At 61.5% G+C, this 13,128-nt stretch carries 12 protein-coding genes; 4 read left to right on the top strand and 8 right to left on the bottom strand.

From position 1 onward, the window contains the following. Window positions 1-44: 44 nt before the first annotated feature. Window positions 45-1,220 (bottom strand): M24 family metallopeptidase, encoded by a 1,176-nt coding sequence (locus NKJ67_RS03025; RefSeq protein WP_352580391.1) that lies wholly within the window; start codon window positions 1,218-1,220, stop codon window positions 45-47. 153 nt (window positions 1,221-1,373) lie between these two features. Here NKJ67_RS03025 and NKJ67_RS03020 point away from each other — a divergent pair, with 153 nt between their 5' ends. Both NKJ67_RS03020 and NKJ67_RS03015 read left to right on the top strand, forming a co-directional pair. Next, window positions 1,374-2,279, top strand: a complete 906-nt coding sequence (locus NKJ67_RS03020) for an NAD(P)-dependent oxidoreductase (protein ID WP_352580390.1) — start codon at window positions 1,374-1,376, stop codon at window positions 2,277-2,279. A gap of 69 nt (window positions 2,280-2,348) precedes the next feature. After that, on the top strand, window positions 2,349-3,011 hold the full coding sequence (locus NKJ67_RS03015) for a GntR family transcriptional regulator (RefSeq protein WP_352580389.1): 663 nt from the start codon (window positions 2,349-2,351) through the stop codon (window positions 3,009-3,011). Between the two features lie 76 nt (window positions 3,012-3,087). Here the strand turns inward: NKJ67_RS03015 and NKJ67_RS03010 are convergent, their stop codons facing one another. From NKJ67_RS03010 to tcuA, 6 genes are all read right to left on the bottom strand, one after another. Then, window positions 3,088-3,840, bottom strand: a complete 753-nt coding sequence (locus tag NKJ67_RS03010) for an ABC transporter ATP-binding protein (RefSeq protein ID WP_352580388.1) — start codon at window positions 3,838-3,840, stop codon at window positions 3,088-3,090. Beyond that, window positions 3,828-4,676: an ABC transporter ATP-binding protein gene (locus tag NKJ67_RS03005; protein ID WP_352580387.1), complete on the bottom strand. Its 849-nt coding sequence runs from the start codon at window positions 4,674-4,676 to the stop codon at window positions 3,828-3,830. Before NKJ67_RS03005 ends, NKJ67_RS03010 begins: the two co-directional genes overlap by 13 nt. Before the next feature lie 4 nt (window positions 4,677-4,680). Beyond that, on the bottom strand, window positions 4,681-5,583 hold the full coding sequence (locus NKJ67_RS03000) for an ABC transporter permease (RefSeq protein WP_352580386.1): 903 nt from the start codon (window positions 5,581-5,583) through the stop codon (window positions 4,681-4,683). Further along, on the bottom strand, window positions 5,580-6,662 hold the full coding sequence (locus tag NKJ67_RS02995) for an ABC transporter permease (protein WP_352580385.1): 1,083 nt from the start codon (window positions 6,660-6,662) through the stop codon (window positions 5,580-5,582). Before NKJ67_RS02995 ends, NKJ67_RS03000 begins: the two co-directional genes overlap by 4 nt. Window positions 6,663-6,729: 67 nt before the next feature. Then, window positions 6,730-7,290: an FMN reductase gene (gene msuE, locus NKJ67_RS02990; protein ID WP_352580384.1), complete on the bottom strand. Its 561-nt coding sequence runs from the start codon at window positions 7,288-7,290 to the stop codon at window positions 6,730-6,732. Between the two features lie 279 nt (window positions 7,291-7,569). Next, window positions 7,570-9,075 (bottom strand): FAD-dependent tricarballylate dehydrogenase TcuA, encoded by a 1,506-nt coding sequence (tcuA, locus tag NKJ67_RS02985; RefSeq protein WP_352580383.1) that lies wholly within the window; start codon window positions 9,073-9,075, stop codon window positions 7,570-7,572. Window positions 9,076-9,213: 138 nt separating this feature from the next. Between tcuA and NKJ67_RS02980 the strand changes: the two genes are divergently transcribed. After that, window positions 9,214-9,885, top strand: a complete 672-nt coding sequence (locus NKJ67_RS02980; protein ID WP_352580382.1) for a GntR family transcriptional regulator — start codon at window positions 9,214-9,216, stop codon at window positions 9,883-9,885. 75 nt (window positions 9,886-9,960) lie between these two features. Here the strand turns inward: NKJ67_RS02980 and NKJ67_RS02975 are convergent, their stop codons facing one another. Next, window positions 9,961-10,866 (bottom strand): PhzF family phenazine biosynthesis protein, encoded by a 906-nt coding sequence (locus tag NKJ67_RS02975; protein ID WP_352580381.1) that lies wholly within the window; start codon window positions 10,864-10,866, stop codon window positions 9,961-9,963. A gap of 590 nt (window positions 10,867-11,456) precedes the next feature. Between NKJ67_RS02975 and NKJ67_RS02970 the strand changes: the two genes are divergently transcribed. Continuing rightward, entirely contained in the window at window positions 11,457-13,052 is a 1,596-nt protein-coding gene (locus NKJ67_RS02970; protein WP_352580380.1) for an ABC transporter substrate-binding protein, read from the top strand. The last annotated feature ends 76 nt before the right edge of the window (window positions 13,053-13,128 follow it).

Below are 13,128 nucleotides of genomic sequence, written 5' to 3'. Positions count from 1 at the left end.
GAGGATGCATTCGGGCATCCGTTCGCCATTGGCAGAATGTTGTCCTAGTTTTCCGCAGCAGAAATGATCGGTGACTTGCCCAATCTCTCGCTGCCTGTTTCCGTTACCAGGAATGTTTCTCCTGGCACGGCGCTGACGCCCCTGTCGGTTATGGGCAGGAACATGAAGAAAACCATGCCAGGCTCGGCGATCACCGGATTGTCACGATAGAGCATGGGCCAATCCATCCAGTTGGGAGAAAAGGTGGTGCCCAGACTGTAGCCGCAGGCGTTCAGATTGTTCTCTGTGAACCCAGCCTTTTCGATCGTCGAAATGTAGGCGTTGAAAACGTTTCCCACGGGCTCGCCGGGCCGCAGCGCGTTGGAACTGGCCTCCAACGCGTGCATGGCGTGTTGATGCACCTCAGCTTGGCGCGCTGTCGCCTTGCCAATCGTAACCACGCGCATCAGGCAGGAGTGATAGTGGCGGTAGACACCGGCGAATTCGAGCGTCAGCTGTTCGCCTTCGGCGATATGGCGGCGGCCGGATGTGTAGCGGCCGAGATGCGCCGCCGGCCCCGATCCGATGATGAATTCGTTGCCCGAATAGTCCCCGTCGCCCTTGAACACCTCGCCTTGAATGGCCGCCAGTATGTCGCCCTCGAAGGCGCCCGGCCGCGCCAGCTTCAAACCCTCGGCCAGGGCGCGATCGGCAAGTTCGGCGGCCTTGCGGACATAGGCAATTTCCGCAGGCCGCTTGACCACGCGCTGGCGTGTGATCAGCAGCGACGCGTCTTCCAGACGGCAGAACCCTTCCAGGGCAGTTGAAAGCCTGCGCCCATTCTGGGCCGTCAGTCCATAAGCTTCCCACTCGACGCCGAGGCGACGACCGGCGCAGCCATGCTCGCGCAATATCTCCTTGAGGTCGTTTGCCGGATCAGCGTCCGGGCCGTCCGCCCAGATTCTGATATCCTCTATGTTCGATGTATAGCGGGCGGCGCGGGCATCGGGCGCGCGCGTCAGCAGCGTCAGGCGGCCGTCCGACTTCAGGAAGAGGCACTGGAAAAACACGAATCCGAACGTATCGTAGCCCGTCAGGTAGTACATGCTTTCCTGGCGAAACATGAGCAGACCGTCGAGTCCCTCATTGTCCATGCGCGCAAGCGTCTCGGCCTTTCGATGGGCAAACTCCTGGTCTGTAAAATGCAGCGGCACTCTTTCCTCCAGCGCAAAACAGCTCATGTCATAAGACTTCTGTCGGCAATTTTGTCAACAATTTATCTTGACCGAACCACACAACTGGCTATGCCCAGAGCAATGATAGAATTGACATTTCGACCATATTGACGACAATAATGTCATCTCGATTGTAGCCACCAACATGCCGGAAGAATCATGAGCACCGCGATCTGCATCATCGGCTTCGGCGAGGCGGGTACGGTTTTCGCCTCCCAACTGGCGGCACGTGCGCCTGTTCGCGCCTATGATATCCTGAGGTCGGCTGCTGAGTTCAAGTCACGCCTTGCCGATTTTCAACAGTACCAGATTGAATTCCCGATGTCGGCGGCGCAAGCGGCCGAGGACGCAAAGCTGATCGTTTCGCTGGTCACAGCCGCTTCATCGCTGGATGTTGCGCGCGAGGCCGAGGGATATCTGCGGCCGGGGCAGGTCTTCCTCGACCTGAATTCGGTATCGCCTGGAACCAAGAAGGCAAGCGCTGCAATCGTTGAGCGGACAGGAGCACTCTATATCGACGGCGCGGTGATGGCGCCGGTGCATCCGCGTGGGCTTGCCGTTCCGATTCTGCTTGCGGGAAAGGGCTCCGGTTTGGTGGCCGACCTGCTTGGCGGTTTCGGCATGAATCTTGAGATCGTGGCGGATGAGATCGGCGTCGCCTCGGCCACCAAGATGTGCCGAAGCGTGATCATCAAGGGTATTGAGGCCTTATGCTCGGAGGCATTTCTGGCCGCGCGCGCCTATGGCGTCGAGGGCCGTGTGCTGTCTTCTCTGCATGACACGTTTCCCGGCACGGACTGGCCGCGATTCGCGGGTTACCAGGTGGGAAGGTCGCTCGTCCATGGAAGACGGCGGGCCGCCGAGATGCGTGAGGTTTCTGCCACCGTAAGCGAGGCCGGTATCGCACCGCACATGTCCTCGGCAACCGCATTACGGCAGGATTGGGCGGCGGATCTGTCGGACGCCAATCCGGATCTGAAGGCCAGGAGGGATGCCGAGTGGCTGGATACGCTGGACTTGATTCTGGCGGCCGGCTCTCGCAATGACAGCGCGGTCGATATTTAGTAAAAGGCAACGGTCATTGATCAAAACAGTCTTCTCATTTGAAGAATTGCGGCGGGAAACGAGGATAACGTGACAAGAACAACCAAGGAAAAGGCCGATCCTACGGCCATGCTGCGCAGGGCTATCGAAAGCGGTCACTTCATGCCGAGCCAGCGCCTTGTCGAATCCGAGCTCGCAACGTGGCTGGACACCAACCGCTCCAATGTGAAGCTGGCGCTGGGCAAGCTGGAACAGGAAGGCTTGGTCGTGTCCGAACCAAACCGCGGCGCGCGTGTTCGGGTGATTGCCGAACAGGAGGCGCTTGAAATCCTCCAGGTGCGCGCTTCACTTGAATCGTTGATCGCCAGACAGGCAGCGCTCCGGTCGACGCCCGCGGATCACAAGCGCCTTCGCGAGATACTGCAGAATTTGCGAAGCGCGATCGACAAGGAAGACTTCACGACCTACTCCAGCCAGAATGGCCAGCTTCATGCCGAGATCAGAAAGATCTCGGCGCATGCCACCGCAAGCCGGCTGCTTTCGACGCTGAATTCGCAGATCGTCCGCTATCAGTTCCGAACGGTTCTGTTCCCGGGCAGAATTCATCAATCCATACGCGAGCACACTGAAATCGTGGAAGCGATCTGCGCACGCGATGCCGATCGCGCCGAGAAGGCAATGGGCGACCATCTGGCGAATGTAACGGATACGCTCAGCAAGAGCTTGGCCGCGCTGGCGCAGCACTCCATCTGAGGGGCTCGACCGACGGTTTGGGCAAAATGACTATTTCGGCGTTCGATGCGATCGCTGAAAAATCCGATCCGTGACATCACCCAGTTGTATCCGCCGGGGCGCCTAGCAATGCCTGATAGGCGGCGTTCGGCGATTGACCGGTCAGTTCGTCGCGCGTTGTCGTGCGCACCAGGCTGCCATTGGCCATGACGACGATCCGCTTGCACATGTGGGCAACGACCGCGAGATCGTGGCTGACCATCAGCAGGCTGATGCCGCGTTCGGCGTGAAGTCTCGTCAGCAGATTGAGGATTTCGGCCTGGACCGAAACGTCAAGCGCCGATGTCGGTTCATCGAGCAGCAGGATGCGCGGCTCGACCAGCAGGGCCCGGGCGATGCAAACCCGCTGCCGCTGGCCACCCGACAATTGCCCGGGAAAGCGGAAGCGAACGTTTCGTGCCAAACCAACCGCGTCAAGGCCCTCGGCGATCCTGCGCTCCCTGTCGTCGAAGCCATGGATCACCAGCGGCTCGCGCAGGATGTCGTCGATCGTGTGCGCAGGGTTCAGGGCGGCCAGCGGATCCTGAAAGACAATCTGCAGCAGACGGCGATCGGCGATCGACCTGGCGTTTGACAGTGGCCTACCCAATGCCTCGATGGTTCCGCTCCAGTTGCGATGAATGCCGGCAACGCATTTCAGCAGCGTGCTCTTGCCGCAGCCGGATTCGCCGACGATGCCAACGTTTTCGCCGACCTCGAGGCGAAGCGACACGTCGTCGACGATCGCGGCTCCACCCAGCCGAACCGACAAATTGCGGATCTCCAGCGGCGGAAAACTCACAGCAGCCATGCCGGGTCGCGCTCCAGCGTCGGAAGGATACCGCCGGGATGCGCCAGCGATGGAGTACAAGCCATCAGTCCTCGCGTATAGGGATGCTGGGCATTCTTGTAGCCCTGCTCAGCGGTAAGCGTCTCGACGACGCGGCCGCCATACATGACCAGCATGCGGTCGGCGTAGCCGGCGACCAGATCGAGATCGTGGCTAATGAGAATGAGACCCATGCCGCGACGCTTCACCTGTTCGTCTATAAGTTCAAGTATGTGGTGCTGAACCACGGCATCAAGCGCCGAGGTCGCCTCGTCGGCGATCAGGATTTCAGGCCCGGCTGCGAGCATCATGGCGATCATCACACGCTGCGCCATGCCGCCGGAAATCTCATGGGCGTGGAGGCGGCTGACGCGTGCCGGATCGCGGATGTGGACCTCGTCGAGCAGTTCGACCGCGCGGCGGGCGATCGATCGACGCGGCATGTCCTGATGAATGCGCAGCATTTCGCCGACCTGGTTTCCGATGGTTCGGATCGGATTGAGGCCTTGTCGGGGATCCTGCACGACCATGGCAATGCGACGCCCCCTGATGGCCCGCAATTGCGCACCCGAGAGCGACAGCAAGTCGATATCGCCGAAGCGTGCTCTGCTTGCGGTGACGGTTGCTGCCGGCCCGGCAATGCCAAGCAGCGAACGAACCGTCATCGATTTGCCCGATCCGGATTCGCCGACGATGGCCAGACGTTCGCGGCCAAGAGTGAAGCTTACGCCACGGACCGCTTCCAACGGGCCGGACGGCGACGCAAACCGGACAGCGAGATCCGTCACCTCAAGCAAAGGCCGTCGTGCTGACGTCATCGGGTCACCTCGACCTCGGATCGGCCACGTCACGCAGCGCGTCGCCCAGCAGGTTGAATCCGAAGCTGAACAGAAGGATGGCGATTCCCGGTATCGTCGATATCCACCAGGCGTCGAACAAGACATCGCGGCCGTCGGCAACCATCCCGCCCCATTCCGCCTGTGGCGGTGGCACGCTGGCTCCGAGGAAACCAAGGCCGGACGTGATCAGGATGATGCTGGCGGCATCCAGCGCCGCACGGACGATGGCCGATGGCAGGCAGAGCGGCAGGATGTGACGGAACAGCAGGCGAAGCCTGGAGGCACCCAATGCTTCCGCAGCCAGGAGGAACTCGGCACGCCGATAGACGATCGCCTCGGCTCGGGCAACGCGGGCATAGAGCGGCCAGCCAGTGGCGGCGATTGCAATGACGGCTGTCGACAGGCCCGGGCCAAGCGCCGCGGCAACGGCAATTGCCAGGATAAGGCGAGGGAAAGCCATGAACACGTCGCAGACGCGCATGACCAGCCGGTCGACTGCCGGATAGAGGCCGGCGGCGGCACCAACCAGAATGCCGAAAGGCACAACGAGAGCAAGAACCAGCGCCGCGATCGCCAGGGTCGGCCGGGCGCCAAAGACAACACGCGCAAAGATATCGCGGCCGAGCGTATCGGTCCCAAACCAATGAGCCGACGATGGCGGCTGAATGCGATCCGCGAGAACCTGCCTGGCCGGATCGGCCAGGGGCAGCAGCGGCGCGGCCAGTGCGACCAGGATCATGGCAGAGACGATCAGCAGGCCGATGGTGCCTGTCCTGTTGCGCAGGAGCCTGACGGCCGCTCTCGAGACCAGGCCGATGCGCGCCTGCGATCTCGACCGGGGATCGTCGTCGACCAGCCATGCGGCCATGGCGGAGAGTGATCTCATCTCACCCTCGCGCGCGGATCGAGGCGTGACTGGGCAAACTCGGCCAGCATGTTCAGCAGCAGGAACAACGCGCCGATGATCAGGGTGCTGGCCAGCACCGCACGCATGTCTGCCGCAAACAGCGACTGGGTGATGTAGAGGCCAAGCCCTGGCCAGGCGAACACGGTTTCGGTCAACACCGCCCCCTCGAGCAGCGAGGCGTAGGTGAAGGCAATGACCGCCAGGATGGGCGCAAGAGCGTTCGGCACGGCGTGCCGCCAGAGGATTGCGGCTTCCGACAGGCCCTTGAGCCGCGCGACGTTGATATAATCCTGCCGGAGCTGCCACAGCAGGAAACCGCGGGTCGTGCGGGCTATGTCGCCCACGGCGACAAGGCCAAGCAACAGACCGGGCAGCGCGATGTGCGAGACGGCATTGGCAAAGGCGTGCCAATCGCCTGCAAGGGCCGTGTCGACAAGAACCATGCCGGTCCTGTCCGCGATCGTGTATTGATAGGCGATATCGAGACGGCCCGGGCCGCCAACCCAATTGAGGCGCGCGTAAAAGACGAGAAGCCCGACCAGCCCCAGCCAGAAGATCGGCACGGAGTGACCAAACAACGAGACGGCCCGCGTCAACTGATCGGGCCACTTGCCTGCATAACGGGCGGACACCATGCCGAGCGGCAGGCCGCAACCCACTCCGATGATGATCGCCACCGTAGCCAGTTCGAGCGTTGCGGGAAAGAAGCGGGCGATATCGTCGGCGACCAAATTGCCGGTCGTCGTAGAGACCCCGAAATCGCCTCGAAGCATATCGCGGCAGAACAGGATGAATTGTTCCAGCAGCGGCCGGTCGAGATGCAGGTCGCGGAAAGTCTGATCGTACAGCGCCTGCGGAGCATGGTCGCCAATGACCCTCAACACAGGGTCGATCGGCAGCAACCGACCTACGGCGAAGGCGACGAAGAGCAGGCCGGACAACACCACAATGACGGTGGAAGCTGTTGAAACCGACGCGCCGACCCAGGACCGGACAAGGTTTTGGCGGCCGCCGGGAGCAGAGCGCTCCTGGCTCGAAGCTTCCAGATCAAGGGTCATGATACGGTCCCGTATGATTTCGGTTGCAGGCCGTGGGGCTGGCTCACTTCTGGTAACGGCGACTCGATCAGGCGGCGGCAATCGCCGCCTTGGCCTTTGCGGCCAAGGTGATGCCGACATCCTCGACAGCCCGCGCCGCGCGCTTATTGATGGCTTCGGAGACAAGGACGCCGTCGACGAAATCCCGATCGGTCGCATAGATTGCGGTTGGCAGCGCGAAGGCCTCGAAGAAGGCGAACAGCGGGCGCATCTGATGTTCGACGATCAAGGCATGCCTCTCGCCGCCGCCGGTGGCGACCAGAAGCACGGGCTTTCCGCGTAGCGCGCCGGGATCCATCAGATCGAAGAAATGCTTGAAGAGGCCGGTATAGCTGCCCTTGTAGGTCGGTGAACCGACCACCAGCACATCGGCAGCGACAACGCTTTGCAGGACATGCCGGGCTTCCGGGCCAAGCTCTCCCGGCGATTTCGCGCCGCCAAAAGTCGGGCCGAGATCCTCGACGTCATACGTTTCTGCCGAAAGCCCGTACCGATGCGAGATATCCCTCACCACCCGGTCAACGAACGCACGCGTTTTGGACGGGCGCGTGAAATTACCGGAGAAGCCGACGACTGCCGGTTCGGACATGATCACCGTCTCCTTGCATGATCTCGCGGACATGAGCCTTGGTCGCCGATCAGCCCACACGGCGGGCCGCTGCGCCGAGCGTTCAACCACCCACCGCAGAATAGCGCAGTGTCAGCAATATTGATAACAATTTTGATTTCAAAAGCGACGATTGAAACGCAAGCCCGTACCAATCCATCGCGGTCACGTGGATTTTGCTGCTACCATCGGCCAAACCCGCGCAAAAGCACCCTGAATGCCAGACAAGACGAGCATTCGCCGTCAAACGCCATAATCGCTTCAGGCTGCCGTTTCGACCTCGACGCCTGCAACGAGCGAGGCGGCCGAAGTCCCCGCGATGCGCCCGAAGACGGCGCCGGAGGTGAGGCCGCTGCCGCCAGGATAGTTGAAATAGAAGATTCCGCCGACCAGCTCGCCTGCGGCGAACAGACCCGGAATGGGCTTGCGAGCCACATCGAGGACGCGCGACTGGCCGTCGATCGACAGGCCGCCAAAGGTGAAGGTGATGCCGCATGTGACGGCGTAGGCTTCGTAGGGCGGCTGATCGAGGCGGTTCGCCCAGTTGGACTTCGGCACCGCCAAACCTCGCGCAGCGCGCCCGTCCTTCACATTCGGGTTGAACGCGACATCGACATCGACAGCATCGTTGTAGGCATTGATTTCCGCCAGCGCCCGTCCGGCATCGACATCGTCCAGCTTGCCGACAAGTTCTTCCAGACTCGACGCGGTGACCTTGGTCACCTGCTTGATGCGGTACTCGTCGCGCAGCAGATGCGAGACCTTGCTGTCGAATATCTGCCAGGCGAACTGGCCAGGCTGCTCGAGGATGACGCGGCCGTATTTGGCATAGGTGTAGTTGCGGAAATCGGCGCCTTCGTCGACGAAGCGGCGCCCTTGCCCATTGATCATGATGCCGAAGGGATAGCTGTGTTTCTGGAAATTGTCGCCGACGGCAAGATCGCCGTAATCGGGGGCGTTGCGCTCCCAGCCAACGGCATGGCAGCCTGACCAGTTGCCGCAAGCGGCGGCGCCGATTTCGAGCGCCATCCGCAAGCCATCCCCCTGGTTGAACCGTGTGCCACGGACCTTGGCAAGATCCCAACCCGCGCCGAGGTAGCGCGTACGCCATTCCGGATTTGCCTGGAAGCCGCCGGCGGCAAGCACCACGGCCCGCGCATCGATGGTGAAGGTCCGTCCGCCATGTCGAACGGCAACTCCGGTGACCGCATCGTCGACACGCACCAGCCGTTCCGCGCGGCACTCATGGATTATCTCGATCCCCGAACGCCGGCAGGCGGCGGTAAGCGCTTCGACCAGGCCCGGCCCACCGCCCCAGGCCTCGACGGTAAGTCCGCCCCAGAATTTGAACCGGCCGTCGATCTTGAATGCCTGGCGGCCATAGATGGGGGCGAAACGAACACCCTTTTCTCGCATCCACAGCAGCGTCGGAAAGCTGCGGTTGACGAGCAGTTCGGACAATTCCGGACTGGTGCGATACTGAGTGACGCGGCCGATATCGTCGAAGAAATTGTCGGCCGTGTACTGACCGAAATCGGTGCGGTCCTTCTCCTCCTGCGACAGGTCGGGCATCAGGCGCGAAAGATCATCGACACCATTGTAGACCACCCGCATCGCGCCGGCGGTGAAGCGGGTGTTTCCGCCGCTCTCTTCTTCCGGAGCGACTTCGAGCACCGCGACGCTGGCACCACCCTCGCGTGCCGCCAGCGCCGCGCAAAGTGCCGCGTTGCCGGCCCCGACCACAACGACATCGAATTTCCTGTTCATTGCATCCTCTTCGAATTCATCTCAAGCAGCGGAAAGCCCAAATGCCGACAATTGTATACCGTTGTGTTCAATTCGCAAGCGCAGTCGACAATGGGACTCAAATCGGCGATGCATGGACACCTGTCATGGAATACCGAAATGCTCACTCCCCTCACCGAAGACGATTTGCGAAAGCACGGACGAGGCGAAGCCATAGCCCTGCGCCTGCGCGATGCCATCTGCGACGGGACGCTGCGGCCAGGCGATCGTCTGGTGGAAGCTGGCGTCGCCAAGATGCTGGGCGTGAGCCGAACTCCCTTACGCGAGGCGATCGAGAAGTTGCTCGTCGAAGGCCTGCTGTCGAACAGTCCGAGCCGTGGCGTCGTCGTGACGGAACTCAGCCGATCGCAAGTCATCCAGATCTACGCGCTTCGCGGCGTACTTGAGGGTGCCGCGGCAGGCTTTGCCGCACAGCATGCGTCACAGGCCGAGATCGATGAACTGGTGAGCATCCATGAAACCCTGGGCACTCTCCTCGACGCTCCCGACCGCCTGTTGAAGGCGAACCGGCGCTTCCACAACGCCATCCATTCCGCTGCCCACAACCAGTACCTGATCGAGGCGACGAGCCGTTTGGCCGATGCGCTGAGCCTGCTGCCGGGCACGACCTATTCCGCGGCCGGCCGGCCCCAGGCGGCACAGGCCGAGCATGGGGCAATCATCGATGCGATCGTGCGTCGCGATGCAAAGGACGCCGAGATCAAGGCGCGCGAACACATCGAGAGTGCCCGGCGTGTGAGATTGCGCCAGCTTTTCGGCGGCGACGAATAGTCAGGCCTGCGCGGCCCTCCCCCTTGGCGAAGCTTGCACATCTGGCGGCATGGTCGCCGCCAATCAGGTGTTGGGCTAAAGGGTCAGCTTGCCGCTGGCAACCACCACGCCGCGTCCATGAACCTTTACCGAATCGCCGTGGACCTCGACCTGGATGACGCTGGTTCTACCCATTGCCGTACCTTGTTCGATCCGGATCTTGCCCGGCAGGGCGAGGCCGTTCGTCACCAGGTGCGAGGCAAGCGGGCCGGCCGCCGTACCGGTGGCGGGATCTTCCGAAATACCCACCGTCGGATTGAAGAACCGGGCGTAGGCATGGGCACCGGCCTGGCGAGGGTCAAGGCTGAAGACGTAGCAACCCTCCCCGTCGACGCTCTTTAGCGCCGAGAACAGCGCCTTGCTGTCGGGCTGGATGCGGTCGATGGTGTCGCGATCCCGAACCGGCACCAGCAGATGTCCAGCACCGGTGGAGATGACCTGGCAGGGTGCCCGATCGACAGCCAGATCGGCAACCTTTAGCCCGAGCGACGCCGCTAGCTTTTCGAAATCATGAAGTATTCTTCCGGCGACGGGCGCCTCCTGGTCCATGATGACGTTTTCGAGTTGCCCGCCGACCTTCGAGATCGACAGCGGCAGCACGCGATCGCCAATCTCCTGATGGAAAGTCGTCTCGTCCGTCTCCAGCGCCAGCCTGCCCGACTGCCCGAGCCACCACCATGCGCCGAGCGTGTTGTGACCACCCGCGCCGAAGACCTCGACGCCCGAGGTCGTGAAGGACCGCAGCCTCCAATCGGCGTCTGGACGTGTGGGCGGCAGAATGAACGTCGTTTCCGACTGGTTGAATTCGCGCGCGATGCGCTGGAACAGATCGAGGGGCAGCTCCTCAGCGCAGTCCACCACAGCGAGAGGATTGCCGGTCAACGGCTCCACGGCAAAGACGTCGACAAGATGGAATGGAAGGATCCTGCGTTTGGCGGCCATCGGTGTTTCCTTCCAGAAAAATTTCGTAAGCGTTGAAGCCAGAGCGGACCACCGCCTCGAGCCGTCCTATGCGGCAGCGGCCGATTGGAACGCGATCCGGCTATGGGTCCAGGCCTCTCATGCATATTGCGTACGACGGTATACTGTGGAACACAATAGGCAGTCGATCAGGCGTGGCCCGATCGAAGATGAGATTGCCAGTGCGACGGGCCGCAAAGTCTGCGGTCGCCGGCGCGATTCATGACGTCTCGCTCGCCGAATAATCTCGCCCAACCGCGTGATGCATTTTTTGCCCTCGCGGCTTCGATTTCTCGCATCGTTCGTTCTTCGACTTTTCGGCAGCGACGCCTAGTCCACGGGTCAAAATTGGAACGTGATTTCATAATGACAGCGATTCTGAAATCAAAATTGTTATCAATATTGACAACATTATTTCATTGTCCGATAGCCTGTAACGACGGGCATGCACATGAGGATCAGGGCGGCCATGCCGCCTGCAACATCTTTGGAGAGTGGACATGCAGAATCTTCGATCATTACGATCGCCAACCGCATCGGGTACCGGAATTCGTGCCGGCCGGCGCTCCCTGTTGAAGTCGGCCATTGTGGCACTTCTCCTGGCGGGTTCGTCGGCAATGGTTGTCGGGATGAACCCCGCCCATGCCGGAACTCCGCCCGACACGCTCGTCATCGCCAAGTACATCAGCGATCTCATCACGCTCGATCCGGCGGAGGTCTACGAGGCCACGGGCGGCGAGCTGGTCAACAACATCTACGAACGCCTGCTCACCTTCGACCCCAGCGACTTCTCGAAGCCGGTGGGTGGCGCCGTCGAATCATGGAAGATTTCCGACGATGGCCTGACCTATACGTTCAAGATCAGGAACGGCCTGGCTTTCGCTTCGGGCCGCCCGTTGACCGCTGGCGACGCCGCCTTCTCGCTGCAGCGTGTGATCGATCTGGCTAAGACGCCGGTTTTCTACCTCACGCAGTTCGGCTGGTCCAAGGACAACATCAAGGACCGGGTCAGCGCACCGGACGACAACACGCTCGTCCTCAAGGTCGACAAGCCCTACGCGCCGGACCTGTTCCTGAAGGTCCTGTCTTCGACAGTCGCGTCGGTGGTCGACAAGCAGGAAGTGCTTTCGCACCAATCGGGAGACGACCTTGGCTACGCCTGGCTGAAAACCCATACCGCAGGCTCAGGCCCCTACCAGCTTGTGGTGTGGAAGCCGAATGAGGCGGTGGTGCTGGCTGCCAATCCTCACTACAAGCGCGAGACCGTGGCGCTCAAGAACGTCATTCTGCGCCATGTCCCGGAAGCGGCGACGCAGCGCCTGCTACTTGAGAAAGGCGACGTCGACGTCGCCCGCAATCTGACCGCCGATCAGATCCGGTCGCTCTCGACCAATGCCGAGATCAAGATCATCTCGTCGCCGAAGACGGATGTCGCCTATATCTCGCTCAACCAGGCGGTTGAACCGCTGAGCAATCCGAAGGTCCAGCAGGCATTGCGCTGGGCCATCGATTATGAGGGCATCACCGGCGATATCCTGAAGGGTCAGTCCATCGTCCACCAGAGTTTCTGGGGAACGGGTTCGGGCGGCTCGCTCGACGAAAACCCTTACAAACTGGATATCGACAAGGCGCGCTCGCTCCTGACGGAAGCCGGCTACAAGGACGGCTTCACGCTCAAACTCGACGTGTCCAGCCGCTCGCCGGACAAGGAGGTGTCGCAGGCGCTTCAGGAGACATTGGGCAAGGCCGGCGTGAAGGTCGAGCTGAACACGCTTGATCGGGCCCAGCTTCAGACGCGGTTCCGCAGCCGCCAATTCGACGCCGTCTTCTTCGGCTGGTCGCCCGACTATCTCGACATCCATGCGAGCGCGGCCTTCTTCACCATCAATTCCGACGATTCCGACAAGTCGGATAACAAGAATGCGGCCTGGCGCACCCACTGGCTGATCCCTCAACTCAGCGAAAAGACGCGCTCGGGATTGCTTGAGCGGGATCCGCAAAAGCGCGCGGCCATTTACAACGACCTGCAGGCCGAAGTCCGCGACAACTCTCCCTTCATCGTCATCTATCAGCAGTTGGGACAGGTTCCGGTGCGCGCCGACGTCAAGAACTTCATTCCTGGTCCGAGCTGGGACACCCCGGTCTACTGGCGCACATCCAAGAATTGAAGGCTGATCGGGCCGGATCGATCGAGATCCGGCCCGGCGCTGGTCAGTCAGCCGGCAAGACAGGAAGCGGGAAACC

This window comes from Mesorhizobium sp. M0088 (genome assembly GCF_040322895.1).
Classification (GTDB): domain Bacteria; phylum Pseudomonadota; class Alphaproteobacteria; order Rhizobiales; family Rhizobiaceae; genus Mesorhizobium.
The sequence above is the reverse complement of the archived record's forward strand: the minus strand, read 5'-3'. Positions and strand labels throughout refer to the sequence as shown.